A 23,941-nucleotide genomic window follows, 5' to 3' on the forward strand; every position below is an offset into this window, starting at 1 on the left:
TCAGGTCGGGGCGCCGTGCCGGCCCGCTCCAGCCGCGAAGCGGGCCGCGCCCGCCGCCGCGCCGGCCGTGAGCGACTCCACGCCGTACGCCAGCTCGACCGCCAGCGCCTCCGGCTCGGGCAGGCCGGCGCCGGCCAGCACCGCCGCCCGGTCGTTGCGCAGGCAGGTCTGCGGGTGGCGGGCGATCTCGGCGGCCAGCCGCTCGGCCTCCGCCCGGGCCTCGCCCGGCGCGACCAGCCGGTTCACCAACCCCATCCGGTACGTCTCGTCCGCCGGCACCGGCCGGCCGGTGAGGATCAGGTCCAGCGCCCGGCTCTCCCCGATCAGCCTCGGCAGCCGCACCGTGCCGCCGTCGATCAGCGGCACCCCCCAGCGCCGGCAGAACACCCCGAGCACCGCGTCGGACTCGACGACCCGCAGGTCGCACCAGAGCGCCAGCTCCAGCCCGCCGGCCACGGCGTACCCGGAGATCGCGGCGATCACCGGCTTCGACAGGCGCATCCTCGTCGGGCCCATCGGGCCGTCGCCGTCCGGCTCGACGCGGTTGCCCCTCGGGGTGCCGATCGCCTTCAGGTCCGCGCCCGAGCAGAACGTCCCGCCGGCGCCCCAGAGCACGGCAACCGCCGCCGCCGGGTCGGCCTCGAACGCGCGGAACGCGTCGGCCAGCGCCCGCGCGGTCGGGCCGTCGACGGCGTTGCGGGCCGCCGGCCGGTCCAGGATCACGGTGGTCACCGCGCCGGCGCGCTCCACTCGTACGCCCATCCGGACAGCATGCCCGCCCGGGGCGCCGGCGCGCCAGGCCGGAGCCTGCGTGGGCCTCAAGGCTCGTCGCAGCGGGCCTGCTCGTGCCCCCGGCCCTGATCGTGGCGGCGACGGTGGCGGCCTCAGCCCTCGTCGCGGCGGGCGAGGGTGGTGGCCTCAGCCCTCGTCGCGGCGGGCGAGGGTGGTGGCCTCAGCCCTCGTCGCGGCGGGCGAGGGTGGCGCCGAGGGCGGCGGCGACCACGCAGCCGACACCGGCCAGCTGCGGCCAGGCCAGCAGCTCGCCGAGCAGCAGGGTGCCCACCAGCGCGGCGATCGCCGGTTCCAGGCTCAGCAGGACGGCGAAGACCTGCGCCGGCATCCGGCGCAGCGCGGCCAGCTCCGCCGAGTACGGCAGCACCGACGACAGCAGCGCCACCCCGAGCCCGAGGGCGAGGACGCGGGGATCGAGCAGCTCGACGCCGGCCGTGGCCACCCCGAACGGCAGTACGCAGAGCGCGCCGGCCGTCATGCCCAGCGCCAGCCCCCGGGTCCCCGGCACCCGCGTGGCCAGCGCCTTGCCGAGCAGCACGTAGCCGGCCCAGCCGAGGGCGATCAGCCCGCACAGCGCCATCCCCAGGGCGTCCACGCCGACCCCGCCGAGGCCGGCCAGCAGCAGCACCCCGGCCCCGGCCAGCACCGCCCACAGCACGTCGGCGATCCGGCGGCTGCCGAGCAGGGACACCAGCAGCGGGCCGGCGAAGCCGACGGTGACCGCCACGCCGAGGGGTACTCGGTCCAGCGCGGCGTAGAAGGCGAGGTTCATCGCGGCCATCGCCACCCCGAACGCCGCGACCAGACCGGCCGCCCGCCACCCGAGCCGTAGACCCGGCCGGACCACCACCAGCAGCACCAGCGCGCCGAGGCCGAGCCGCAGGGCGGTCGTGCCGCCCGCGCTGGTCGCCCCGAACAGCTGCTTGGCCACCGCCGCGCCGACCTGGGTGGAGAGCATCCCGAGCAGCATCAGCAGCGGCGGCGGTAGGGCGTCGGGGCGGCCGATCGCGGCGGTCAGCCGGGCGGCGGCGGGGGTCGGCAGCGGGCGGGAGGCATGGGCGTACACCCCGTCCACGATGGCCCCGGCGGGCCCCGGCCGCGACAGCATTTCCAGTAGCATCGGCGGCGGCACGATCATGTGAGGTGCCCCACGTGAGTGGGGAGAATCGGGAAGCCGGTGCGAATCCGGCACGGGCCCGCCGCGGTGACCGGGGAGCCACCGTCCACGCGCGCAGAGCGCAGCCACTGGCCGTACGGCTGGGAAGGCGGACGGCCAGGCGTCGATCCGGGAGTCCGAAGACCGGCCTCGCGTCGACCGCCCGCCCGCAGGGGTGGGCCGAGCGCAGCGGGAGCCTGCCGTGGAACTGTACGACGCCATCCACCGTCGCCGTGACGTCCGAGCCCAGTTCACCGGGGAGCCGGTGCCCGAGGAGACCCTGCGTCGCGTCCTCGCCGCCGCCCACGCCGCACCGAGCGTCGGCTACTCGCAGCCGTGGGACTTCATCCTGGTCCGGGACGCCGACACCCGTCGCCGCTTCCACCGCCACGTCCAGGACGAGCGGGAGACCTTCGCCGCCACGCTGGACGCCCCGGCGGCCGAGCGGTTCGCCCGGATCAAGATCGACGGGGTGCTGGAGTCGACCCTGTCGATCGTGGTCACCTACGACGCGGCCCGGGGCGGCCCGGCGGTGCTCGGCCGGCACGCCATCGCCGACGCCGGCCTCTACTCGGTCTGCCTGGCCATCCAGAACCTCTGGCTCGCCGCCACGGCCGAGGGGCTCGGCGTCGGCTGGGTCTCCTTCTACCGCGAGCCGTTCCTCGCCGAGCTGCTGGGCGTACCGGACGGCATCCGGCCGGTCGCGTGGCTCTGCGTCGGGCCGGTCACCCACCTGGAGGCCGTACCCGACCTGGCCCGGCACGGCTGGCGTCAGCCGCGTCCGCTCGCCGCGGCCGTCCACCGGGATCGCTGGCGGTGATCGGCCTCGTGGCGGCGACATGGCGGCATCCGGGTCGGACGGATGCCGCCATGTCGGGGACATGGTGTGTCCGCTCCCGGCGCGGTCGGCGCGAATTGTCGCCGTCGCCCGGTTTGCGACCGCTTCCGCCGGGAAGTCGGACGGCATGCGGGCACTCTTGACGAAACTCGAACAGAACTCGGCGCTGGACCGAGCCGGCGACCGGTTGCAGCGCGGCGTCCAGGCCACCCTCCGACCGCAGCGGGTCCGCGACCTGCTGCACGGGGTGTGGCTTGGGCATCCGTTGCATCCCGCGATGGTGCAGGTGCCGGTGGGCGCCTGGATCAGCGCGGCCGTGCTCGACCTGATGCCGGGGCAGCGCCGGGCGGCCACCGCGCTGGTCGGGCTGGGCACGGTCAGCGCCCTCCCGGCGGCGGTCGCCGGGCTGAACGACTGGGCGGCCCTCGCCCGCGACCAACGCCGGGTCGGCCTGGTGCACGCCGCCGCGAACACCGTAGCCCTCGCCCTGTACGCGGGCTCGCTGGCGGCGCGGCGGCAGGGCCGGCACGGGGCGGGGCGGATGCTGGCGTACCTCGGGCTGACGGCCGCGAGCACGGGCGCGTACATCGGCGGGCACCTGGCGTACAAGCAGGCGGCGCAGGTCAACCAGAGCGTCTCCGAGCTGCACCGGATCAGCGACGGCTGGAAGTCGGTCGCGGACATGGCCGCGCTGCCGCAGCGGAAGCTGATCACCCGCGAGGTGGACGACGTCTCGGTGATCCTGTACCGGCACGGCGACGACGTCACCGTGATGCTGGAGCGCTGCCCGCACCAGAGCGGCCCGCTCGGACAGGGCGAGGTCACCGAGGTCGACGGGCACGACTGCGTCGTCTGCCCGTGGCACGGCAGCACGTTCCGGCTCAACGGCGGCGAGGTCGTGCACGGCCCGGCCGCCAACGACCAGCAGATCCTGACGAGCCGGGTGGTCGACGGGGTGCTGCAGGTCCGGCTGCCCTGACCCGCGCCGGCACGGCACGGTCCGATCCCGGCGTCCGGCTGTGGCCGGTCGGACCTGGTGCCGCTGTTGGCCCGGCCCCGGCGGGCCCCGGTGCCGCTGTTCGCGGGCCCCGGTGCCGCTGTTCGCGGGCCCCGGTAGGTCAGCCCCGGCGGTGCCGGCCGGTGACGAAGGCCCGCGCGCTGGCGGTCGCCCGGGCGGTGGTGGTCCGGGCGGCGCCGGCGGCTCGGGCGGTGGCGCCGCCCCGGGCGGTGGCGCCGGCGGCTCGGGCGGCGGTGGCGGGCCGGCGGCGCAGCCCGAGGACCGCGCCGATCTGCGCCCCGACGATGCTGGCCACGGCGAGCACCGCCGAGACCGCGAGCGGCCGGTTCACCCGGTCCTCCTCGCCGGCCCGGGACGCCCCGGCGGCCATCGCCGGCTGCCCGCCGCCGGGCGACTGCGCCACCTGCTGGGCCGACTGGGACGACCCGGCCGGGGGCCGGGCCGCCGACGGCCCCGGCGAGGGGCGGGTGGTCCTGGGCGACGAGGGGGTCTCTCCTGCCTGAGCGCCGGGCCCGGGCGGGTTGGCGGGAGCGGCCGGGCTGGCCGGGGACGCGGGGGACTCGGACGGCGCGGCCGGGGGTGCCGGCGGCGTGACCGTGCCGGGGGCGGGGGTCGTCGGCCGGGCCACGAGCCGGCCGGTGGCGTGCCGGCGCGCCCCGCCGTCCTGGCTGTCGTCCGGGAGCCGGATCAACTGTCCGGGCTGGATCCGGTCCGGGTCGCGCAGCCGGTTCAGCTTCGCGACGTCCCGGTAGCGGTCGAAGTCGTCGAGGTAGCGCTCGGCCACCTTGCCCAGATAGTCGCCCTTGGCCACCCGGTACACCGTCGGTCCCGTCTGCTCCGGCGTCTCGGCGGCGGCCGTGGCGACCGCCGCCGGCCCGGGTCGGGCGGCCACCGGGGCCGTCGCGGCGGGCGGCAGGGTCGCCGCCGTCCGGTGGGTCGCCGCCGGCTGCACCGCCGCCGGGGCGGCGGCTGCCGCGTACGGGCCGGTCAGGACGGTCGCCGCGCTCGCGGCCGGGCTCGCCGCGATGATCAGCGCGACCGAGCCGACCAGCGCGGCGGCGGCCCGCTGCTGCCGGCTCATCCCGGGCAGCCGGGGAGCCGGCCGGCGCACCGCCTGCGCGCCGAGCTCCACGAGCACGGAGAGGGCGAACGTGGCCCACCCGAACCAGCCGACCAGGGCGAGCGCGCGCAGGAAGAGCTGCCCGTCGTCCCGGCTGGTGAGCGCGGTGCCGATCTCGGCGAGGGTGGGTACGTGGTCGGGCAGCGGGTTGCCGGCGAACGCGATCAGCGCCACCGGCGCCCCGACCAGCACCGCGACCAGCACGATCAGCGCGCCGAACCCGGTGAGGAACTGCCCGACCCGCCGTGCGGCGGAGCGACCCGGTGTGGCCATGGCGTGCCTTCCCTTCTACGGGCCCTTGGTGAGGGCCCGCGCGGTGGCCTCACCGGAGACGGTGACGGTGTTGCCGAAGCCGAAGAGGCCGAGCATGTACCGGTCGTAGGTGACCGTGACGCGGACGCGGACGAGCTTCTCCCCGTCCACGACCGGGAACTCGACGGAGTGGCCGGTGACCCCGGCCGCGGCGAGGTAGCTGCGTACCGCCGCCCGGGCCGCCACCTCGTCGATCTCCTTGGGTCCACCCTCGATGGCCTGCGCCCGGTCGATGGACTGCCCACCGGTCCGGGCCGCCTCGGCGGCGAGGTTGTCGGCCCGCTGCATCGACCGCAGCTGGCCGGCGCCGTCGAACGCCAGGCCGATGATCGCGAGTACGCCGATCATGCCCGCGGCCAGGAACAGGCTGACCCGGCCGTCGTCGCGGCGCAGCCACCCGACCCGGCGCAGCCACCCGATCCCGCCGGCGGAAGCGGGGCGCGGCGTCACGACCGGCTCCGGTAGCGGTCCAGCGGGGAGGTGAACGTGGCCGAGACGGCCCGGGCGCCGGTCATGCCGGGCAGCAGCGACAGCCGGATGTCGGCGAAGGAGACCGTACATGTGACGCGTACGGTCACGGCGGCCGGTTCCCCGGGGGCGGCAGCGTACGCCTGGTCGAAGCTGACCGGTGTGCCGTTCACCGAGCCGGTGAAGGTCAGCGCCGGCTGGCTGGCGCAGTTCGCCCGCTGCCAGTCCAGTTGCGAGCCGGCGGCGGCCAGCGCCGCCTCGCGGGCGGCGTCGGCGTCCCGCGAGATGGACGCTGCCCGGGCCGCGTCGTGCGCCGCCGACTGGACCGCCTCCTGCGCGATCGCCGTACGCCCGGCGACGCCGGCCAGCACGATCAGGCCGATGAACGCCGGGGCGAGGACGGCCACCTCGACGGCCACCGAGCCGCGCTCGGTCCGGTGGCCGGCACCCGTGGGCCCCGGCCGCCTCCACACCTTCGAGCATCCGTCCAGTTGGCGAACCCACCGCCGCACGATGCTCATCCCGTCGTCCACCGTTCGACGGTGCCGTGGGCGGTCTGCCGTACCGCGAAGTCGACGCCCGGGACGACCGACAGGGACCGGCCGGTCACCGTGCAGGTCACCTCGGTGGTGCCGGTCACGCAGGCCGGGCCGGGCTGGTCCCAGCCGACCAGCCAGTCGCCGGCCGCCGTGAGGAACGCGGCGGCCCGGGCCTCCCCGGCACCCGGCGGGGCCAGGTGGACGCGCTGCGCGTTGACCGCGGTCTGCGCGGCGTTCAGGGCGGTGGCCCGCGCGACGAACCAGGCGGCGACCTGGATCGAGCCGAAGAGCAGCACCAGGATCGCCGGCATCACCACGGCCAGCTCCACCGGATTGGCGCCCCGGTCCGCCCCGCCCAGGGCTAGCCGCGCGCGTATCCGGTGCCGGCGCCGCCCTGGGCCGCGCACGCCAGCGGACCGGTCGGCGGGTGCCGACCGGCTCCGCTCCGGGCGCGGGGGGCGGGTCACCCCCGTCAGTTCCCGCCGCCGGCGCCGGGGTCGGTGGCGCCCGGGATGTTGGTCATCCACTCGTTGGCCTTGGTCAGGGCGAGCGCGGTGACGGCCATCGCGACGGCGACCAGCCCGAAGATGATCACTGCGGTCGGGACGGGGCTGTCGCCGCGCTCGCCGTCGCGGCGCAGCTCGGCCAGCCGGGTGGTCAGCGCGACGTGCAGGTAGGCGATGAGACTCATGACGGTGCTCCTTCTCGGGGTCAGATCACAGCCGGGCGAGGAACGGGTAGACCATGAAGCCGAGCAGGACGAAGACCAGCAGCGACCCGGGGACGTCCAGCCGGCTGGTCACCGCCTCGGCGCGGGCGAGGTTGTCGGTGCGGATCTGGTCGCGCAGCGAGTCGGCCCGGCTGCGCAGCGTCTCGTGGACCTGCGCCCCCTCGCTGCCGGACGAGCGCATGATCGCCCCGACGTCGCCCAGCTCCGGGATGCCGATCTTCTCGGCCAGCTCGCGCAGCTCGTCCCAGGGCGAGTGCATCTGCATCTGGGCGATCCGCAGCGACTCCCGGATCCGGTCGAACACCCAGCCGTCGCAGATCGCCGCCGCCCGCTCCAGCGCCTGCACCGGGCCGTGCGCGGCGGAGAGCTGCAACGCGACCAGGTCCAGGTAGGTGCAGACCGCCTGGCGGAACTCGTCCCGGGCGGCGGCCGCCCGCACCAGCACGGCGCGGTGCGCCAGCAGGGCGGCGACCAGGGCCATCCCCAGGCTCCCCAGCACGGGTACGACCACCGGGACCGACAGCCCGCCGAGGAACAGCACGGTCGACGCCAGGGTCGGCGTGACCAGCCCGACCAGCGCGGACAGCAGCACGGACAGGGCGTACTGCTCGGGGGTCTGGTCGATCAGCGCGAGCTGCCGGTGCGGCGGGCGCAGCCAGCGGGCGAACCCGCCGATCCAGTCGAGGCTCCGCCCGGCCGGAACGACCCGGGCGACGCCCGGCGGCTGGTGCAGCCGGCGCAGCGCGGGGCCGAGCGCGGGGGCGGCCGGCAATGCCTCGCGGACGACCAGGAACACGCCGAGCCCCACCGCCGCGCCGCCGCCGACGGCGAGGGTGAGCTGCCAGTTCAAGATCATCAGTGCCCCCTCTCGTCAGCGACTGCGGGGCTCGCGAGCTTCACGCGATCGCCTCCGTCGGGTCGGGGGCGGGCAGGAACCGCGCCGGCCGGGGCGGCTGGCTCATCAACCGCACCCAGGCCAGCAGGCCGACGAACGCCGCGCCGAGCACCATCATCACGAGCTGCCCGACCGGCGTGCCGTACGGGCGGACGTACTCGGTGTTGACCAGCCCGTACGCCAGGGTCACCAGGGTCATGCCGGTGAGGAAGCGGACGGCGAACCGCGGTTGGGTGCGCTTGGCCTCGATCTCGCGCCGGGTGGCCACCTCGGCCGCGGCGGCGCCGGCGATCGAGCCGAGGACGTCGCCGAGGCGTTCGCCCCGGTCACTCAGGTGCAGGATCAGCGCGGCCACCACCTGGTCGCAGACCGGGTCGGAGATGTCGTCGGCGAACGCGAGCAGGGCGGACCGGGCCAGCCAGCCGGCCTGGAGCCGGGTGGCGAGCAGCCGTACCTCCTCCTCGATCTCCTCCGGGGCGGTGGCGATCGTGCCGATGATGGCCTGCTGGAGGCCCTGGCCGGTGGCGGAGATGTCCTTGAGCCGGCGGGTCCACTCGCCGACCGCCTCGATCCGGGCGATGGCCCGCTGCTCCGCCCGGCCGACCGAGAACAGCCAGGGCGTGCCCGGCACCGCCGCGCCGACCAGCAGCCCGACCACCGGCAGCCCGGTGAGCAGGAAGGCCAGCGCGCCGGCCAGCACCGCGCCGCCGAGCAGCAGTTGGTGGTTGCGCTGCTCGCGGGGGGTGGCGCCGGAGCCGAGCCAGAGCCGGCGCAGCCCCCGCCCGGCGCCCGGCGCCGGCCCGGGCGGCCGGGTGGTGCCGACGAGCGCCACCACGGCCAGCACCAGGCCGGCGACGCAGGCGGCACCGGAGACCATCGCGATCAGCTCGACGTTCGCGCTCACCGGGCCACCGCCGGTGCGAGTCGGCTGTGCCGGGGACGCTGCCAGGCGCCGGCGCCGGCCTCGATCCACCGGCCCAGCAGCCGGGCGTCGTAGCCGACCCGGAGCAGCTGCTCGCGGACGCGCTCGGGCAGATGGCGGGGTACGGCCCGGCCGTCCGGGCCGGGGCCGAAGACCGTGGTGGTGACGATCCGGTTGCCCTCGCCGACCCCGATGACCTCCTCCACGTGGGAGACGAACCGGTGCTTGCGCCCGCCGATCGCGGTCTCGTCCTCGACGGCGACGTAGACGATCAGGTCGAGGGCGTTGCCGGCCATCCGGCGGGCCTGGTCGACCGTCATCTCCCGGCCGTGGGCGAGAGCCAGCTCGACGATCCGTTCGCCGACCCCGGCCGGCGTACGGGCGTGGATCGTGCACATCGAGCCGCGGCTGGTGGTCATCGCCTGGAGCATCGGGACGATCTCCCGGGACCGCACCTCGCCGACGACGATCCGCAGTACGCCCATCCGCAGCGCGACGGGGATCAGGTCGGCGATGGTCACCTCACCCGCCGGGCGTCCGTCCAGCCCGCGCTCGCCGTGCCCCTCGCGGGCCTCGAAGCTCATCACCGCCCGGTGCCGGGCCCCGCGCCGCGCCGGCAGCAGCTCCCGGCTCTCCTCCAGCAGCACGTACGGCTCGTCGGCCGGGATCTCGTCCATCAGCGCCCGGACCACCGTGGTCTTTCCCGCCCCGGCCAGCCCGGCGACCATGATGTTGAGCCCGGCCCGCAGGGACGCCCGGAGGAAGTCCCGCAGCAGCGGGTCGATCATCTCGTCCAGGTCGCCCCGTCCGCCGGCGATGTCGTCGAGGCTCACCTCGAGGGTGTTGTGCTTGCGGATCACCGCGTACGGGCGGTGGCTGACCAGGAACACCGCGGCCAGCCGGCTGCCGTCGGGGAGTTGCAGGTCCAGCGTGGGCTTCGAGGTGGACAGCGAACGCTCGGTCGCCCCGGCGCGGCGGGCCGCCGCCTGCAGGATCTCCACCAGTTCGTCGTCGCTGTCGGCGATCGGCTCGGCCCAGTCGACCCCGCCGCCGTGGCGGGTGATGCGCACCTGGTCGCAGCCGAGGATGTGCACCTCCTCGATGGTGTCGTCGACCAGCAGCGTCTGCAGTCGTCCCAGGCCGACCAGCTCGGCGGTCACCTGGTCGAGCAGCAGTCGCTCCTCCCCGGCGGGCATCGGCGTGCCGGCCCGGCGGACCGCGTCGGCGTACTCGGCGACCACCGCGACGGCGAGCCGGGCCCGCTCGACCTCCTCGGCGTCGGCGTCGAACTCCCGGCCGCGCTGCCACAGGGCCAGCCGCTCGCTCAGCTCCCGGCGCAGCTCCCGCACCACGGCGAAGTCGACCCGGGGGCGGGGCGGCGGAGGCGCGGCGGGCGGCGGGGCGGCGGCCGCCGGGGCGGGCTGGTGCCGCCCGTTCGGCGGGGGCAGCGGCGGCGCGATCGAGGTCGCGCCGGGCTGTTGCGGGCCGCGGGGGTCGTGCGAGACGGGCTCAAAGCGCATGCGGCACCCCCTGCGCCGCCGGCCAGGCCAGCCGCGCCTGGCGCCGTTCGAGCAGCGCGCGGATCGGCACCTCCAGGGCGCCGGCCGCGCGCATCAGCGGTCGTCCGGCCCGCACGGTCCCGCCGAGGGTGAGCACGTCGGCCGTACGCGGGTCGTCCGGCAGCCGCGCGATCACCGGCAGCCGCAGCGCCTTGCTGATCTCGCTGCTCCCGTGGCCGTCGCCGACCGGCAGCAGTCGCAGGGTGCCGGGCGGCACCCGGTGCTCGGTGAAGTCCCGCTCGATCGCCCGGACCATGGCCCGGGTGGCGGACAGGTCGGGCAGCTTCGCCCGGGTGACCAGGAGCACCACGGCGGCGGCCCGCAGGATCGGCCACGGCGGGCCGGTGACCTGGAGCCGCCCGCAGTCCACGAGCACGTCGTACGGCGGCTCGCCGCGCTCCAGCCCGAGGAAGAAGTCGGTGAACCGCTGCCAGAGCGGGGTGACGCTGCCGGCCTGGGCCGGGTCGACGACCCCGGGCAGCAGCAGCCGCTCCCGGCGCGGCGCGTCCAGGTCGACGAGCTGGGACCAGAACGCGGTCTCCAGGCTGCCGTCGCGCAGCTCGCCGACGGCCAGTTCGCCGATGCCCCGCGGGCCGTCCAGCGCCCCGCCGAGGTAGCCGGCGAGGATCGAGCCGCCGGACGGGTCGCACTCGGCGAGCACCAGCCGCCGGTGCCAGGTCAGGGCGCAGGCCAACGCGGCGGTGGTGACGCCGGGCGAGCCCTTGGCCGAGACCAGCGCGATGATCGCCATGCTCAGGCCGCCTTGGTCAGCACGACCGCCACCCGGTCCTGGGTGGCCAGTGCCACCACGGCGGGCACGTCCCGGGCGGCGAGTGCCACGTACAGCACGACCTTGCTGGTCTCCGGGGTGGCGGTGTCGATCACCGTGCCCTCGAACCGGGTGCCGCCGGCCGACTGCCCCGTGGCGTTGCGGTCGGGGGTGCTGACCAGCAGGACCCGGTCGCCGGGGTGCAGCCGCTTCGCCGGCACCTGGCCGTGGCCGAGGTCGAGCGCGATCTGCTGCTGGCCGGGGCCGAGCAGCGGATCGTCGGTGAGCTGGCCGAGGGTGAGCAGGGTGCCCGGGGTGAGCGCCACGGCGGCCCGCTTGCCCACCACGTCCTTCAGCCGGCCGGCCGGCACCGGCCGCAGTCCCTGCCCGCCGGCCACCTGCACGGCGACCAGGTCGTCGGCGCCGAGCGTCCGGCCCACCTCGACGGGGCGGGCCACCGCCAGGTAGCTCCCGGTGGCCCGGACGGAGGTGACCGCGAACGCCGCGCCGAGGCCGCCGAGGGCGATCAGCAGGACGGCGAGGCCGAGCAAACCGGGACGGACGCGGCGCTGCCGGACCACCCTGGGCGGGGCGACCGGCGCGTCCACCGGCCCCGTACCGTTGCGCGTCGCGAGACTCACCGGGTCACCACCTGAAGTTCGTCGATCTGGATCTGTGCCGTGCCGCTGGTCCGGGTCTGGGTGATCTGGCCGCTCTCGCCGCTGCTGGACTGCCACTTCACCGTCCAGAACGTGGTGGCGCTGACGTCGTACGTGTCGGCCCGCGGGTAGCCGTCGTCGTAGCCACAGTCCGGGGAGGGCTGGCCCGCATGCGCGCCGTTCACCTCGTACGGGGTGCCGGGGCCGGTGCACTCGACCTTCTCGCCGTTGTCCATGTCCCAGACGATCCGGTCGACCTTCGCGGTGATGCTCACCGTCAGGCCGCGGTCGGAGGCGGACGCCTGCAGTGGACCGAAGTAGTCCTCGCCGGGGCTGGCCCACATCCACACCGGCAGGCCGACCAGGCCGGGGCCCTTGCTCTTGCGCGGGGCGACCCCCAGCCGGGGCGGCAGCAGCGAGATCGAGGCGAGCGCGCGCCGGGCCAGCTCCTCCGGGTCGGGCGGGGTGCCGTACCCGGGCGGCGGGGCGTCGAGCAGTTCCTCGTGCTGGCTGCCCAGGTCGCCGCCGTTGCAGGTGACCAGGTACCACTGCTTGCCCTCGGGCGTGTCCGGCGGCTGCGGCTCCTCCAGCTTGTAGTAGCAGCCGCTGCCGTTGTCGAACCAGCCCAGATCCTCGTCGTAGCAGGCGACGACGCGGCCGTTCCACTGGCACTTGCCGCCGGCGTCCGAGCCGCCGCCGTCCCCGGGGTCCCCGCCGTCGCCGGGCCTGCCCGGGGTGCCCGGGTCGTCGTCCCAGACGTTGCAGTCGTGCTGGCCGACCGGGCACTCGATGCCACCGGCCCGGGCCGCCGCCGCGCGGACCGTCGTGGCCGCGCCGGCCGCGGCGGCGGGCGGCGCGACGGCCGCGGCGAGCAGCAGGGCCAGGCCGATCCCGGCCAGCCGCCGTACGCGCCGTGCGCCCGCCGCGTCTCCTCCTCCCCGGGTCAGCACGGCTGGTCCTCGTGCGCGACGCCGTAGTTGATCAGCCAGCGGCCGTCCGGGTACCGGGTCGCGGTCGCCGTCGCCAGGTGCCGGCCGCCCCCGGAGCCGGGGACGACCCGTTTCGTCTTCGCGTAGACCAGCCGGTAGCGGGTGGCGTCCAGGCAGTCCTGGATCTCCACGGTCGCCGGGACGGTGTCCAGGCTGACGGCGGTGACGGTCGGGTCGGAGACGAGCGTTCCGGTACGCATCGCGCCGTGCTCCTTCGCTTCGCGAATTGTCAGACGGACCCGGGTCAGCAATGGGTCGGCCAGGAATCTGGCCAGTTCCGGATGGTGCGGATCGCTGCGCCGGCTGGCGTCGCGGGACGCGGCGAGATATCCGGAATAGGCGGCGAGGGCCGCTTCGCGCGCCGCGCGCTCGTCCGCCTCCGAATGGGTCGGGGTCGCCTTCTCCGGCGCGGGGAGCGGCTCGGCGGTCGCGTCCGGCTCCGTGCCGCAGGCCGCGACCGGGCCGGCTGCCAGGGCCGCGACCAGGAAGATCGCCCACCGGCCGGGATGCCGTGCTCGCAACGCCGCGCCTCCTCGCTGGCGACCCGGAGGACGGCGCAGTTGCTGCCTCCGGGCGTGCGGCAGTGCGACCGGATCCAGTCGCCCGGCCTTTCCGCGCCACCGCTGCATTTACCTGTGCTGATCTTTTGAAATTTCGTGAACCGATGTCCTCGTTCGGCCTCCGACGCCTTGTCCGGGGTTGCGTCGTACCCAAGGGGCGAGCATAGGCTGACGTCCGCCGATGCAACAGAGGCAATTTGCTTGAACACGCTCAGTGATGATCGGTGGTGGTGGCGGATGGCGCGCCTCGGTGCCTGCCGGCTGGCGCTCCGGCGACTCCCCGGTCCGGCGGCGGCTGCCGTCGCGCCGGCCATGGCGTCCGGGTGGACGCGCCCGTTCCGCCCGAAAGGCGGACCAGCTGCGGGCGATCCGTCCGATCTGCGTCCTCCCGGCGAGGCGGACGGGCGGCTGACGTACCGGCCCGGAGAGGCGGGCGCAAGGCGTCCCGGTGAGCTGGTCAGAGGCCGGATTCCGCGCCATTCGCTACATGAGGATCATCGCAAGGTTACGCAGCGTGTTGTCGCGGGGTCGGGTCGGCCACCGCGGGCAGGAGGCCGCCGTGACCGCTGAGCACCTGCGGCCGCCGCCGGCCCTCGCCGAACCTTCCCCGGTCGCGCCGGCCGCCGGGCCGTCCCGCCGGCCCTGGGTACGCCTGTCGGCCGCCCTGGCGGTGGTCCCGGTCCTCCGGCTCGCGATCGCCCGGTACGCCGTACCCCCCGGGGAGCCGGACCGGGCCGGCTGCCCGCGATGCGGCACGGCGCTCGGGCTGGACCGGCCCTGGCCGGCGCTGGGGCCGACGGCCCGCTGCCCCGGCTGCCGCGCCCGGATCGGCGCGCCGCCCGGCGCCGTCGAGCTGGCCGTGCTCGCGGGGCTGGCGGTGCTCGTAGTCGCCGACGGCGCGCCGGCCGAGCGCGCGGCCCTGGCCTGGTGGCTCGGCTGGGCGGTGCCCCTCGTCTTCGTCGACGCGGCGGTGCACCGGCTGCCCGACCGGCTCACCTGGCCGGCGGCCGGCGGCGTCCAGGCCCTGCTCGGGGTGGCCGCCCTGGCCTCCGGGGAGGCCGGCCCGTGGCTGCGGGCGGCGGTCGGCGGGGTCGGGCTGGGGCTCTGCTTCGCCGCCACCACCCTCCTGCTCGGCCGGCGGGGGTTCGGCCTGGGCGACGCCAAGCTGGCGCTCGGGGTGGGCGCGCTGCTCGGCTGGTACGGCTGGCCGGTGCTGGTGCTCGGGCTCATGCTGACCTTCACGCTCTCCGCGCTGGCCAGCCTGGCGTTGCTGCTGGCCCGCCGGGTCCGCTGGTCGAGCCATTTGCCGTTCGGCCCGTTCCTGGTATTCGGCACCCTCGCCGCGCTGCTGCTCACGGCCTGACCTGCCGCCCGTGGCCTGCGCCGTGCTCATCCGCGGCCTGCGCCGTGCTCATCCGCGGCCTGCGCCGTGCTTCCGCGGCCCGGCGCGGGTGGCGGGTGCGAGAAGGGGAGCTTCCTGTGCCGGAAACGCCAGGAAGGGGCCCTTCCTTTCAGCTGCAGCGGGCGGTCGGCGCGGCGGTCCCGGCGGCGCAGCAGTTCGGCGACGGGCCGGGCCAGCAGCGGAGTGCCGACCGTGCCGACCAGCGCGCCGAGCAGCAGACCGGCGACCACGTCGTGCGGGTAGTGCACGCCGACGAAGGTGCGGGAGAGGGCGGCGAGCACGGCCAGCGGTACGGCGTACCAGGCGAGTCGGGGGGAGAGCAGCAGGATCACCGCCGCCAGCGCCCCGGCGATCGTCGAGTGGTTGCTCGGGAAGGACCAGTCGCCCGCCGGTGGGCAGTGCCCGGCGATGATCACCAGGTCGGCCGGGGTACGGCAGGGGCGGTCCTCGTCCACCAGGGATTTGAGCAGCTCGCTGGCCCCGTACGCGAGGACCACCGCGACGGGGGCGGCCAGGGCGAGCGCGAGCCTGCGCGGGCCGGCTCCCAGCCTCGGCGCCGCCGCCACCACCAGGAGGGCGCCGAGCAGGATGATCGACCACTCCGTGAAGTGCCCGGCGAGCCACCGCACCGGCTCCGGTGTGCCGTCCGCGAAGTCGACGATCTCGTGGTACAGATCGGTGCTGATCTGCGGAACATCCGACAAACCGGACCTAATCATGGCTCACCCTATCAAATATTCATGTCTCGTTTACCTGACCGCACGCTAGGAAACTGACCGAACCAGCGCAGTGGACGAAGGTCGGGTACGGGCTGCCACCTGAGTCGGGATCGGCGCCCGCCGCGGGCCGACCGCGGCGGTGGCTGACCGGACAAGGCGGTGGCTGACCGGACAAGGCGGTGGCCGACCGCGGCGGTGGCCGACCGCGGCGGTGGCCGACCGGACAAGGCGGCCGACCGCGGCGGTGGCCGACGGACAAGGCGACGGCAGCCACCCGCGTCCGCCGCGGTGGTGGTGGACCGTCCGACCCGGGGAGGTGCCGTGGGCAGCGATTCGACCGTCGACCGGGAGCCGGGCGGGGCGGACGACGACGGCTGGCGGATCCGCCGGAGCGGGGCCGACCTGGGCCGGCTCGGCGAGACCGAGTCGATCTTCGCGCTCGGCAACGGCTGGGTGGGCTGGCGCGGCAACCTCGACGAGGGCGCCCCGTACGGGATGCCCGGCAGCTACCTCAACGGCTTCTACGAGCAGCGCGAGCTGACGTACCCCGAGGACGGGTACGCCTTCCCGAAGCGCGCCGACACCGTGGTCAGCGCGCAGAACGCCGCGCTGGTCCGGCTCTGGGTCACCGGGCCGAACGGCGTCCCCGACGCGGCGGGCGGCGGTTCCGGTCCCGGCGGCGTCGTCCCTGCCGCCGGCAGCGTTCCCGCCGCTGGTGTCGTCCCCGCTGCCGGTGGCGTCCCCGGCGTGGGTGGCGTTTCCGGCGGCGAGCCGCTGGACGTGCGTACCGGCACCCTGCACGATCACGAGCGGGTGCTCGACCTGCGGGCCGGGGTGGTGGAACGGCGTACCGACTGGGCCTCGCCCGCCGGCCACCGGGTCCGGATCCTCAGCACCCGGCTCGTGTCGCTGCCCCGACGCCCGGTCGCCGCCGTCCGGTACGTCGTCGAGGCGGTGGACGCCCCGGTCGACGTCCGGCTCTGCTCCGACCTGCTGGCCAACGAGCGGGTGCCCGAACGCTCCCGACGGGGACCGGACGATCCCGGCGAAGGGGCTGACCGGCAACGGCTACGACGGGCACGTCCTCTGGGACACCGAGGGCTACGTGCTGCCCGTGCTGACGTACCTGGCGCCGGAGGTGGCCCGCTCCGCGCTGCGCTGGCGGCACGCCCACCTGCCCGAGGCCCGCGAGCGCGCCGCCGAGCTGCGGCTGGCCGGGGCCGCCTTCCCGTGGCGCACCATCGGCGGCAGGGAGTGCTCCGGCTACTGGCCGGCGGGCAGCGCTGGGCTGCACGTCAACGCGGACATCGCCGACGCCGTACTGCGCTACGTCGCCGCCACCGACGACCGGGAGTTCCTGGCCGGGCCGGGCGTCGACCTGCTGGTGGAGACTGCCCGGCTCTGGCACCGGTTCGGCCACTGGTCCGACGACGGCGCGTTCCACCTGCACGGCGTCACCGGCCCGGACGAGTACACGGCCCTGGTCGACGACAACCTCTTCACCAACCTGATGGCACGGCGCAACCTGCGGGGCGCGGCCGACGCCGCCGAGCGGCACCCGCAGGCGGCGGCCCGGCTGCGCGTCGACCCGGGCGAGATCGCCGGCTGGCGGGCCGCCGCCGACGCCATGTTCGTCCCGTACGACCGCAAGCGCGGCGTGCACCAGCAGGCGGCCGGGTTCACCGAGCAGCCCGAGTGGGACTTCGCGAACACCGGCCCGGACGAGTACCCGCTGCTGCTGCACTACCCCTACCTGGAGCTGTACCGGCGGCAGGTGATCAAGCAGGCCGACCTGGTGCTGGCCATGCTGCGCTGCGCGGGGGAGTTCACCGCCGCCGAGAAGGCACGCAACTTCGCCTACTACGCGGCCCGTACGGTCCGGGACTCCTCCCTGTCGGCGTCGCCGCAGGCGGTGCTCGCCGCCGAGGTCGGCCACCTCGACCTGGCGTACGACCTGTTCGCCGAGACGGCGTTGCAGGACCTCACCGACCTGGGCGACAAGAGCGCCGACGGGTTGCACCTGGCCTCGCTGGCCGGGGCGTGGCTCGTCGTGGCGCAGGGCTTCGGTGGCCTGCGCGACGACGCGGGGGTGCTCTCCTTCGGTCCGCGGCTGCCCCGCCGACTGCGGCGGGTGGCGTTCAGCCTGCGCTGGCGCGGCCACCGGCTTCGCGTCACCCTCACCCGCGACGGGGCGTGCTACGAACTGCCCGACGCCGGCCCGGGGGACGCGGTCGACGTCCTGCACCACGGCGAGCGCCTGCGGGTGTCCGGGAACGCCCCGGTGACCCGCCCGCTGCCGCCGCTGCCCGACCCGGGCCCCGAGCCGCCGTCCCCACCCGGTCGCCGCCCCGCCCCTCGGTGAGCCGCCGGCCCCCAGTGAGAGGAAGGACTCCGTCCGGGCCCGGGTCCGTCAGGCGGTAGGGGTCGCGGGGCGCTGGACCGGCTCGTCCGCGACCCCGGACATCCGCTCGACCACGGCCTCCAGCTCCTCGAACGCGTACGCCCAGTTGTGGCACTTGAAGCTGCGCAGCCCCTCGATCGGGGTGCGGCAGTCGGCGCAGTACACCCCGGCGATGGCGTCCGGCACCTCGGTGTTGACGTACCGGCGGTCGCCGAGGATCACCTTGGCGATCATGGTCGGCTCGTGCACGCCGTGCAGCGCCGACGAGACGATGTCCAGCCAGGTCACGCGCCGGGCGCACTTCGGGCAGTCCGGCTCGTCGCCGCTGACCCACAGCGGCGCGCCGATACTGCGCGGCGGCATCCCCAGCAGCTTCTCCAGCCGGCGTACGTCATGTTCCGGCGTGACCCAGCGGTGCCGCCCGGGCAGCGAGGCCGGCGAGTCGTACACGGCGCGGAACAGGACCGGATCCACCTCGATGGTCTCCCGCTGACGGGTCATCGCGTACCTCCTCGACCTCGTGGCCCCGGACCGCGCCGGCGTGCCGGCCCGCCGACCGCGCCGGCCCGGCGCCCATCCACGGCGGGCCCCACCGTCGACCCGGCGGAGCGACCGGCGCATCCGGATCAACGACACGTTCGGGCGGGTCGTCACCCGGAGTGTCGGATTTCGGTCCGAAGAGATCGCCGCCGCTGGCCGCCGCTGGCCGCGGAGGGTGAGGGAATCCCGCCGTCCCAGGGAGAACGTCCCGGCCCGTGGGGCAGTCCGTGGAGCGCCGGCGCGGGCTCAGTCCGACCAGAAGACCTCAACCCTGGAAGGGTCGTCCTTGTCGATCACACACCGGAACTCGGTGGTGCCGGCACCCACCCGGCCAGCCTCCACGGAGTTGAGCGCGTCCCGCACCGTGGCCTCGTACGCGGCGCCGTCCGTCGGGCGTATCCGGAGCTTGACCTCGTACACGGTGTTCTCGTTCACCGAGTTGCTGGTGTCGGCGACCGAGAGAACGGTGGCGGTGCACGGCCGGCCGGCATCGATCTGCTCGTCGCTGAGGTGCTCGATACCGATCAGGTGGTGGACCAGCCAGAAGATGAAGCCTGTGCACCCGCACGCCACGACGGTGAGCCCGACGGGGACCAGCCAGCCGAGGTCGCGTGACCGGGGCGTGCGTGCCATCGACCGGACCCTTCACCTCAGCTCAACGGGCGGTGGCAGCGTAGATGATCACGTCAAGCCCGCCGGCCGCGCTGCGCGCGTTCGCTCCTTATGCCGGCCTCCTGGCCGTCTCACCGGGGTCGGCGCGACGACGTCCAGTCCTGCTGTTGCAGCCGTTCGATGCCGTCCAGCAGCAGGTCCAGCGCGAACTCGAACTCGAACTGGTCGTCGCAGCCCTGCCCGACGACCGAGGCCTCGTCGTGGGACGCCGCCATGGAGATCTCCGCGAGGTGCGGGAACCGGGCCGCGACCTCCGGTGGTAGGGCCGCCGGCGGGTCCGGCTTGGTCGTGCCGGACCGGCCGGCGCGCCGGGCGGGGTCGAACAGCTCCTGGCTGAAGCCCAGAATCCTGCTGCCCATCGCGTGCATCACGTGGTGGGCGAGATCGGCGGAGAACCCGCCGGCCCGGAACGTCCCGACCATCGAGTCGAGGTAGGCGAGGACGGCCGGAGTCGCCATGTTCCGCGACTCGATCGCGAGCGGCGCCCAGGGGTGGCGCCGCAGCACCTGCCGTGCCGAGAGGATGCGGCCGCGGATCGCGTGCTTCCAGTCGGTGTCGGGCACCGGCGGATCGATCTCGCCGACGACCACGTCGATCATGCCGTCGAGCAGTTCGTCCTTGTTGGCCACGTGCTTGTAGAGGGCCATCGGCACGACGCCGAGATCCTGGGCGAGGTTGCGCATGCTGAGGGACTCGATCCCGGCCTCGTCGGCGAGTGCGACGGCGGCGCGCAGGATCCGGTCCCTGCTCAGCGGCGCTCGGCGCAACGTCTCAGCCTGCTCAGCCATCTCGGTCCTCGTCTTCCGGCGGCGGTTGAAACCATAACCGCCTTGACGGGTGTACGGCGTACACCTAACATGCTCTTATGAGGTGTACGCCGTACACCCGGAAGGGGGTAGAGATGAAGGCGATCGTCCAGGACCGGTACGGCCCGCCGGAGACGCTCAAGCTCGCGGACGTCGACGCGCCGGTGCCCGCCGCCGACGAGGTGCTCGTGCGGGTCGAGGCCGCCGCGCTCAACGCGTACGACTGGCATGCCATGCGTGGCGATCCACGGATGGCGCGGTTGGCCATGGGGCGATCGAGCCCCCGAGCGCGCATCCGTGGCCGCGACTTCGCCGGCCGGGTCGAGGCCGTCGGCACCCACGTTCGACAGGTACGCCCGGGCGACGCCGTCTTCGGCGACCTCGGCGACGCCAACGGCGCGTTCGCGGAGTACGTGTGCGTCCCCGCGACTCTGGTCGCGCCGAAGCCGGCGAACCTGACGCCGCAGCAGGCGGCTGCCCTGCCGCTGGCCGGTGTCACCGCGCTCATGGGACTGTGCGACGTCGGGCAGGTCGAGGCCGGCCACCGCGTCCTCGTCAACGGCGCCTCCGGCGGCGTCGGCACCCTGGCCGTCCAACTGGCCAAGGCGCTCGGCGCGACCGTGACCGGAGTGTGCAGCACCCGAAACGTCGACCTGGTCCGCTCCCTCGGCGCCGACCACGTCGTCGACTACACCCGCGACGACTTCACCCGCGACGCCCGCCGCCACGACGTCGTGTTCGACCTGGTCGGCAACCGCTCACTCACCGCGCTCCGGCGGGCGCTGACGCCGACCGGGACGCTGGTGCTCTCCGGCGGCGGCGTGTACCGCGGCGGCAGTCTCATCGGACCGGTCTGGCTCCTCGCGCGCGGACGGCTGCTGGCACCCTTCGTTCGACACCGCATCGTCACACTCACCACGGCACCCAGCCGAGAACACCTCGACACGCTCCGCGCCCACGCCGAAGCCGGCCGTCTCACCCCGGTCATCGACCGGACCTATCCGCTCCGCGAGGTGCCCCAAGCCATCCGGTACCTCGAAGGTGAACACGCGCGGGCGAAAGTGGTCATCACCATCTGACCTACCGACCACGGCCGGGGCCGGACCAGATCGTCGCCTTGAGCACGTCGGCGGGCCTGCGTTTCCACGCGGCTCGTGGAACCTTGAACCCCATCCCTACGGACGGGATGTCAGGTCACGACGCGCACGCCGGGCCAGCGCGCGGCGGGGCGGTGCCGGGCCAGTCGTTGCCGGGAGACATCGGGGCTGACCCGGGTCGGGTTCCGTCGCCACACCCCGTCGAGGAGGTCGTCGAGGCCGTGCGGGGCGCAGATGTCGATCCGGTCGTGCTCGTCGAGGCGGACCGCGACGGCGGTGGCGTACTCGGGCCAGGTGGCGACCGCATCGGCGATGCCGCGCAGCGGCGGGACCGGGCCACCACCGAACCTGGCGGGGTACCAGGTGTGCACGGCGGCCTGGTTCTTGGCCTCCCAGGGCGGCTCCGGCCAGGCTGCCCGCAGTCGAGCGGTGGCCCGGTCGTCGTTGTCCCGGCTCAGATCGAGCGGATCGAAGAACACGACGTCGACGTCGCGTACCGCCCGCGGGTCGAAGCCGTGGCCGTACCGCTGGCCCCAGACCAGGTCGCGCAGGACCCCCGCGCCGACCCACGCGTCGGGCAGCCCCGATCTCCGTACGACGTCGAGGGCGGCCATCAGCCACGGACAGGCTCGGACCAGGTCCCGTACCATCCTCTCCCGCACACTGTCACCCTAGGTTGCTGGCCGCTGGCGTCACGTCAGCCGGCATCGCCGGAACCGTGGGCATGAAAGCCCCGGCCGGCCGTCAGCTCGGCTGCGCAGGACACGCCACCGCCCGTGCCGGAGCGATCCACCAACAGCGCCGTGTGGAGGACCTTCGCGGCATCGACCGCACAGCGAGTCAGTTGTTGGACGGCTGCACCGCGCGCCCTTGCAGGTCGCCGCCGGCGCAGGTGAGCCGACGTGCGAGGTAGTCGCCGAGCGACGTGGCTTCTGGTACCTCGGGATCCCCGGTGGGGCCGGCGGGGGCGTAGCGGGTGTGCCGCAACTCCGCCACGAACTCGGACACCGGTGCGCCGGCGTGCAGCCCGGTGGTGATCGCGGTCGACAGGGCCTCGGTCAGGCCGGCCAGGGTGGAGCCGTGCGTCGGTGCTCCTTCCCGGCCACGTCTCGCCCGGTGCTGGCGAGGACCTCGACACGGTAGGCAGCCGGGCAGGCCGGTGTGCGTTCCCGGATGAGCTGCTCTGTGGAGGTGGTCTGACCAGCGGTGGAGCAGGTCAGGTGGGAGTAGATGCGTCGATGTTGTCCCAAGGATTCTGCGCTTTTTCTGGCCGTACTTGGTTCTCGGAGAGCATCTGGTAGATCGTCCTATCCGGCTCAGAGGTGTTGAGCCACCACGATCTGGGCGCGTTGGGAACTCCGGCCCAGCGGAACAAGGGGTGGCCGCGGCGTAGGACCTGGGTGGGGGCTGGGTGGTTGAGGCAGCGTGTGGCGGCGAGGAGGAACTGCATGGGTGACGGCGCGTCGGGTGCCTTGCGCAGGGTGAGAAGTAGCGATGGCGTTGAAGTGAGCAAGGCGGCCAACGCGACGGTCTCCGGGTATCGGACCAGGCTGTCGGCGATGCCGGGGAGGTGTAGTTGGCGGGTCTGCCAGCGGGCGGCGATCTGTTCTGGTTTGCCGTGCGACTGGCTGCCCAGAGTCGCCATGTGCTGGTGATGCTCTCGGCATTGGCGAACGCTGTGTCGATGATGTCGCCGTGGCGGCGGCGCAGGATCTGGTGACGGCGGACGGCGGTGACGATCTCGGGCGTTGCGGTGAGGGACTGCTCGCGGATGTCGTCGGACCGGTAGGGCGCCAGCGCCCGGTGGTGCTGGATGCAGACGGGTGGCTGCCGCCGACGAAGCCGGACGACGACCTGCTCGTGAACGCCTCGGCGTGCTGCGCAGTGGGAGCATGCCTGCACCAGGGTGGGGTCCTTGCCGCGTCCGAGCGGGACCCAGTAGCGGGACGGGCGAGGGTCCGGCGTGCCGATGATGTGCACTGGGATGGCGGCCAGGAGCGTGGATTCCGGGTAGCCGCTGAGGGTGGCCAGGCGTGCCAGGGCGGACCGGTTGAGCGCGACATCGTGCGTGACGATCTGCCAAATTCGGTTGTTGTATTGGGAAGCCAGGTGCCGGACCAGCAGCTCGGGTTTGACACTGTTGGCTTCGGCGAGGCGCCGCAGGTAGGAGGCCATGAGTTCGCCGGGCATCGGCGGGAGCCGGATCGGTAGTGGACGCAGGCGGCGTTGCCAGTAGCGGTCGTGGTCGAGGGTTAGCTCGGTCACGGTCAGGCAGCGCCGCTGCTCGCGGTGCGGGCAGACGGTCGGCGCGGCCGTAGCGCCGGTGGTGAGGTACTGATGCGCGGGTGTTCGGCGGCGTGGTCGAGGGTAACGGCCTCCAGCGCGTTCTTGGTGATGCGTTCGCTGCCGTCGAAGATGGCCTCGACCGCGGCGTCGCGGATCAGGTGCGACAGGCTGCCGATCATGCCGTTGGTGCGTTCGTGCAGGTAGCCGGCGAGCCGCAGCAGGGAGCCGGTGCGATGTTGGTGCAGGCGCAGGGCGTGTTCCAGTGTGCCGACCAGCGCGGCCCACTGCTCGCGTTGTGGGCGGGTGCCGTAGGCGAATGGCATGGTGGCGATGGAGGCGAACCGGCCAGCGATCTGCCGGCCGCGGACCCCGGAGAACAGGCCGGCGTGCTCGACGTCGATGCCGGCGTAGACGAACGTGGCCGGAACCCGCTCGGCCAGGTACTTGAGCTGATCAGAGCTTTCCGCGCCGCCGCGCGTGGCCAGGTTGAGATTGTGTATCTCGTCGACGAGCACGAGGTCGGTGCCGAGCTGGCAGAGCACGTCGCAGACGGCGTTGGTGATATTGAGCCTTTCCGCGTAACGGGTCGTGGCGTTGGGTGATCAGGTTGTGCGGTTGTGCTCGATGTGCAGGAGTACGAGGGCCGCCGCGGTGATCCTGCCGATGTTCCACGGGCACAGGCTGACGTTGCG

Annotated in this window: 27 protein-coding genes, 2 pseudogenes and 1 riboswitch; of the genes and pseudogenes, 6 read left to right on the forward strand and 23 right to left on the reverse strand. The window is 74.5% G+C overall.

Features of this window, described 5'->3' with window-relative positions; translation table 11 throughout:
- Entirely contained in the window at positions 1 to 762 is a 762-nt protein-coding gene (locus tag ABGB16_RS21405) for a crotonase/enoyl-CoA hydratase family protein (protein WP_347669869.1), read from the reverse strand.
- Between the two features lie 190 nt (positions 763 to 952).
- Entirely contained in the window at positions 953 to 1,900 is a 948-nt protein-coding gene (locus tag ABGB16_RS21410) for an EamA family transporter (protein ID WP_347669870.1), read from the reverse strand.
- Between the two features lie 16 nt (positions 1,901 to 1,916).
- Positions 1,917 to 2,116: riboswitch (cobalamin riboswitch) on the forward strand.
- 34 nt (positions 2,117 to 2,150) lie between these two features.
- Between ABGB16_RS21410 and bluB the strand changes: the two genes are divergently transcribed.
- Positions 2,151 to 2,768 (forward strand): 5,6-dimethylbenzimidazole synthase, encoded by a 618-nt coding sequence (bluB, locus tag ABGB16_RS21415; protein WP_347669871.1) that lies wholly within the window; start codon positions 2,151 to 2,153, stop codon positions 2,766 to 2,768.
- Between the two features lie 145 nt (positions 2,769 to 2,913).
- Positions 2,914 to 3,765, forward strand: coding sequence for a Rieske 2Fe-2S domain-containing protein (locus tag ABGB16_RS21420; protein ID WP_347669872.1), 852 nt, complete (start codon positions 2,914 to 2,916; stop codon positions 3,763 to 3,765).
- A 139-nt stretch (positions 3,766 to 3,904) separates the two neighbouring features.
- On the opposite strand, the gene ABGB16_RS21425 is transcribed toward ABGB16_RS21420, so the two are convergent.
- The 12 genes from ABGB16_RS21425 to ABGB16_RS21480 all read right to left on the reverse strand — a co-directional run bounded on the left by ABGB16_RS21425 (position 3,905) and on the right by ABGB16_RS21480 (position 13,287).
- Complete coding sequence (locus ABGB16_RS21425) at positions 3,905 to 5,197, reverse strand: LysM domain-containing protein (RefSeq protein WP_347669873.1); 1,293 nt, start codon at positions 5,195 to 5,197, stop codon at positions 3,905 to 3,907.
- 15 nt (positions 5,198 to 5,212) lie between these two features.
- The gene (locus tag ABGB16_RS21430) at positions 5,213 to 5,584 is read right to left on the reverse strand and encodes a hypothetical protein (RefSeq protein ID WP_347669892.1); all 372 of its coding nucleotides are present in this window, start codon (positions 5,582 to 5,584) and stop codon (positions 5,213 to 5,215) included.
- A 98-nt stretch (positions 5,585 to 5,682) separates the two neighbouring features.
- A complete protein-coding gene (locus ABGB16_RS21435) occupies positions 5,683 to 6,237 on the reverse strand; it encodes a TadE/TadG family type IV pilus assembly protein (protein WP_347669874.1) in 555 nt (184 codons plus the stop codon).
- A complete protein-coding gene (locus ABGB16_RS21440; protein WP_347669875.1) occupies positions 6,222 to 6,650 on the reverse strand; it encodes a TadE family protein in 429 nt (142 codons plus the stop codon). Before ABGB16_RS21440 ends, ABGB16_RS21435 begins: the two co-directional genes overlap by 16 nt.
- Before the next feature lie 65 nt (positions 6,651 to 6,715).
- Positions 6,716 to 6,934 carry a hypothetical protein gene (locus ABGB16_RS21445; protein ID WP_347669876.1) on the reverse strand — a complete coding sequence of 73 codons (219 nt, stop codon included), beginning with the start codon at positions 6,932 to 6,934 and terminating at the stop codon, positions 6,716 to 6,718.
- Positions 6,935 to 6,959: 25 nt separating this feature from the next.
- Positions 6,960 to 7,826 carry a type II secretion system F family protein gene (locus tag ABGB16_RS21450; RefSeq protein WP_347669893.1) on the reverse strand — a complete coding sequence of 289 codons (867 nt, stop codon included), beginning with the start codon at positions 7,824 to 7,826 and terminating at the stop codon, positions 6,960 to 6,962.
- Positions 7,827 to 7,869: 43 nt separating this feature from the next.
- Positions 7,870 to 8,745, reverse strand: a complete 876-nt coding sequence (locus ABGB16_RS21455; RefSeq protein WP_347669894.1) for a type II secretion system F family protein — start codon at positions 8,743 to 8,745, stop codon at positions 7,870 to 7,872.
- 23 nt (positions 8,746 to 8,768) lie between these two features.
- Complete coding sequence (locus ABGB16_RS21460) at positions 8,769 to 10,310, reverse strand: CpaF/VirB11 family protein (protein WP_347669877.1); 1,542 nt, start codon at positions 10,308 to 10,310, stop codon at positions 8,769 to 8,771.
- Positions 10,300 to 11,100, reverse strand: a complete 801-nt coding sequence (locus ABGB16_RS21465) for a ParA family protein (RefSeq protein ID WP_347669878.1) — start codon at positions 11,098 to 11,100, stop codon at positions 10,300 to 10,302. Before ABGB16_RS21465 ends, ABGB16_RS21460 begins: the two co-directional genes overlap by 11 nt.
- Before the next feature lie 2 nt (positions 11,101 to 11,102).
- Positions 11,103 to 11,759 (reverse strand): SAF domain-containing protein, encoded by a 657-nt coding sequence (locus ABGB16_RS21470; protein WP_347669879.1) that lies wholly within the window; start codon positions 11,757 to 11,759, stop codon positions 11,103 to 11,105.
- Positions 11,756 to 12,652 (reverse strand): hypothetical protein, encoded by an 897-nt coding sequence (locus tag ABGB16_RS21475; RefSeq protein WP_347669895.1) that lies wholly within the window; start codon positions 12,650 to 12,652, stop codon positions 11,756 to 11,758. The genes ABGB16_RS21470 and ABGB16_RS21475 overlap by 4 nt, the downstream gene beginning before the upstream one ends.
- Positions 12,653 to 12,720: 68 nt before the next feature.
- Positions 12,721 to 13,287 (reverse strand): hypothetical protein, encoded by a 567-nt coding sequence (locus ABGB16_RS21480; protein WP_347669880.1) that lies wholly within the window; start codon positions 13,285 to 13,287, stop codon positions 12,721 to 12,723.
- 691 nt (positions 13,288 to 13,978) lie between these two features.
- Between ABGB16_RS21480 and ABGB16_RS21485 the strand changes: the two genes are divergently transcribed.
- Positions 13,979 to 14,689, forward strand: a complete 711-nt coding sequence (locus tag ABGB16_RS21485) for an A24 family peptidase (protein ID WP_347669896.1) — start codon at positions 13,979 to 13,981, stop codon at positions 14,687 to 14,689.
- Between the two features lie 26 nt (positions 14,690 to 14,715).
- Here ABGB16_RS21485 and ABGB16_RS21490 read toward each other — a convergent pair whose 3' ends face one another.
- Positions 14,716 to 15,447 (reverse strand): phosphatase PAP2 family protein, encoded by a 732-nt coding sequence (locus ABGB16_RS21490; protein ID WP_347669881.1) that lies wholly within the window; start codon positions 15,445 to 15,447, stop codon positions 14,716 to 14,718.
- Positions 15,448 to 15,768: 321 nt separating this feature from the next.
- Here ABGB16_RS21490 and ABGB16_RS21495 point away from each other — a divergent pair.
- A pseudogene (locus tag ABGB16_RS21495) lies at positions 15,769 to 17,809 on the forward strand (glycosyl hydrolase family 65 protein).
- A 48-nt stretch (positions 17,810 to 17,857) separates the two neighbouring features.
- Here the strand turns inward: ABGB16_RS21495 and ABGB16_RS21500 are convergent.
- From ABGB16_RS21500 to ABGB16_RS21510, 3 genes are all read right to left on the reverse strand, one after another.
- Positions 17,858 to 18,349 (reverse strand): hypothetical protein, encoded by a 492-nt coding sequence (locus tag ABGB16_RS21500; RefSeq protein WP_347669882.1) that lies wholly within the window; start codon positions 18,347 to 18,349, stop codon positions 17,858 to 17,860.
- 285 nt (positions 18,350 to 18,634) lie between these two features.
- Positions 18,635 to 19,021 (reverse strand): hypothetical protein, encoded by a 387-nt coding sequence (locus ABGB16_RS21505; protein WP_347669883.1) that lies wholly within the window; start codon positions 19,019 to 19,021, stop codon positions 18,635 to 18,637.
- Between the two features lie 110 nt (positions 19,022 to 19,131).
- Entirely contained in the window at positions 19,132 to 19,848 is a 717-nt protein-coding gene (locus tag ABGB16_RS21510) for a TetR/AcrR family transcriptional regulator C-terminal domain-containing protein (RefSeq protein ID WP_347669884.1), read from the reverse strand.
- Positions 19,849 to 19,961: 113 nt separating this feature from the next.
- On the opposite strand from ABGB16_RS21510, the gene ABGB16_RS21515 reads away from it, so the two are divergent.
- Entirely contained in the window at positions 19,962 to 20,945 is a 984-nt protein-coding gene (locus tag ABGB16_RS21515) for an NAD(P)-dependent alcohol dehydrogenase (protein ID WP_347669885.1), read from the forward strand.
- Positions 20,946 to 21,055: 110 nt separating this feature from the next.
- Here the strand turns inward: ABGB16_RS21515 and ABGB16_RS21520 are convergent, their stop codons facing one another.
- From ABGB16_RS21520 to ABGB16_RS21530, 3 genes are all read right to left on the reverse strand, one after another.
- Positions 21,056 to 21,625: a nucleotidyltransferase family protein gene (locus ABGB16_RS21520; RefSeq protein WP_347669886.1), complete on the reverse strand. Its 570-nt coding sequence runs from the start codon at positions 21,623 to 21,625 to the stop codon at positions 21,056 to 21,058.
- Between the two features lie 178 nt (positions 21,626 to 21,803).
- Positions 21,804 to 21,971, reverse strand: coding sequence for a hypothetical protein (locus ABGB16_RS21525; RefSeq protein ID WP_347669887.1), 168 nt, complete (start codon positions 21,969 to 21,971; stop codon positions 21,804 to 21,806).
- 208 nt (positions 21,972 to 22,179) lie between these two features.
- A complete protein-coding gene (locus ABGB16_RS21530; RefSeq protein WP_347669888.1) occupies positions 22,180 to 22,608 on the reverse strand; it encodes a hypothetical protein in 429 nt (142 codons plus the stop codon).
- A gap of 50 nt (positions 22,609 to 22,658) precedes the next feature.
- On the opposite strand from ABGB16_RS21530, the gene ABGB16_RS21535 reads away from it, so the two are divergent.
- Entirely contained in the window at positions 22,659 to 23,174 is a 516-nt protein-coding gene (locus tag ABGB16_RS21535) for a hypothetical protein (RefSeq protein ID WP_347669889.1), read from the forward strand.
- A 56-nt stretch (positions 23,175 to 23,230) separates the two neighbouring features.
- Here ABGB16_RS21535 and ABGB16_RS21540 read toward each other — a convergent pair whose 3' ends face one another.
- Both ABGB16_RS21540 and ABGB16_RS21545 read right to left on the reverse strand, forming a co-directional pair.
- Positions 23,231 to 23,764, reverse strand: coding sequence for a hypothetical protein (locus ABGB16_RS21540; RefSeq protein ID WP_347669890.1), 534 nt, complete (start codon positions 23,762 to 23,764; stop codon positions 23,231 to 23,233).
- A gap of 87 nt (positions 23,765 to 23,851) precedes the next feature.
- Positions 23,852 to 23,941, reverse strand: a pseudogene (locus ABGB16_RS21545) (IS5/IS1182 family transposase); the annotation flags it as partial.

The sequence above is a fragment of the Micromonospora sp. B11E3 genome (assembly GCF_039871625.1).
Lineage (GTDB): Bacteria > Actinomycetota > Actinomycetes > Mycobacteriales > Micromonosporaceae > Micromonospora.

Bases quoted from the DNA above. Each gene is read 5' to 3' on its own strand.
- ABGB16_RS21405 (WP_347669869.1), bottom strand. From the start codon at position 762: ATGGGCGTACGAGTGGAGCGCGCCGGCGCGGTGACCACCGTGATCCTG.
- ABGB16_RS21410 (WP_347669870.1), bottom strand. From the start codon at position 1,900: ATGCTGTCGCGGCCGGGGCCCGCCGGGGCCATCGTGGACGGGGTGTAC.
- ABGB16_RS21420 (WP_347669872.1), top strand. From the start codon at position 2,914: ATGCGGGCACTCTTGACGAAACTCGAACAGAACTCGGCGCTGGACCGA.
- ABGB16_RS21425 (WP_347669873.1), bottom strand. From the start codon at position 5,197: ATGGCCACACCGGGTCGCTCCGCCGCACGGCGGGTCGGGCAGTTCCTC.
- ABGB16_RS21430 (WP_347669892.1), bottom strand. From the start codon at position 5,584: ATGATCGGCGTACTCGCGATCATCGGCCTGGCGTTCGACGGCGCCGGC.
- ABGB16_RS21445 (WP_347669876.1), bottom strand. From the start codon at position 6,934: ATGAGTCTCATCGCCTACCTGCACGTCGCGCTGACCACCCGGCTGGCC.
- ABGB16_RS21455 (WP_347669894.1), bottom strand. From the start codon at position 8,745: ATGGTCTCCGGTGCCGCCTGCGTCGCCGGCCTGGTGCTGGCCGTGGTG.
- ABGB16_RS21460 (WP_347669877.1), bottom strand. From the start codon at position 10,310: ATGCGCTTTGAGCCCGTCTCGCACGACCCCCGCGGCCCGCAACAGCCC.
- ABGB16_RS21465 (WP_347669878.1), bottom strand. From the start codon at position 11,100: ATGGCGATCATCGCGCTGGTCTCGGCCAAGGGCTCGCCCGGCGTCACC.
- ABGB16_RS21490 (WP_347669881.1), bottom strand. From the start codon at position 15,447: ATGATTAGGTCCGGTTTGTCGGATGTTCCGCAGATCAGCACCGATCTG.
- ABGB16_RS21500 (WP_347669882.1), bottom strand. From the start codon at position 18,349: ATGACCCGTCAGCGGGAGACCATCGAGGTGGATCCGGTCCTGTTCCGC.
- ABGB16_RS21505 (WP_347669883.1), bottom strand. From the start codon at position 19,021: ATGGCACGCACGCCCCGGTCACGCGACCTCGGCTGGCTGGTCCCCGTC.
- ABGB16_RS21510 (WP_347669884.1), bottom strand. From the start codon at position 19,848: ATGGCTGAGCAGGCTGAGACGTTGCGCCGAGCGCCGCTGAGCAGGGAC.
- ABGB16_RS21515 (WP_347669885.1), top strand. From the start codon at position 19,962: ATGAAGGCGATCGTCCAGGACCGGTACGGCCCGCCGGAGACGCTCAAG.
- ABGB16_RS21530 (WP_347669888.1), bottom strand. From the start codon at position 22,608: ATGGCGACTCTGGGCAGCCAGTCGCACGGCAAACCAGAACAGATCGCC.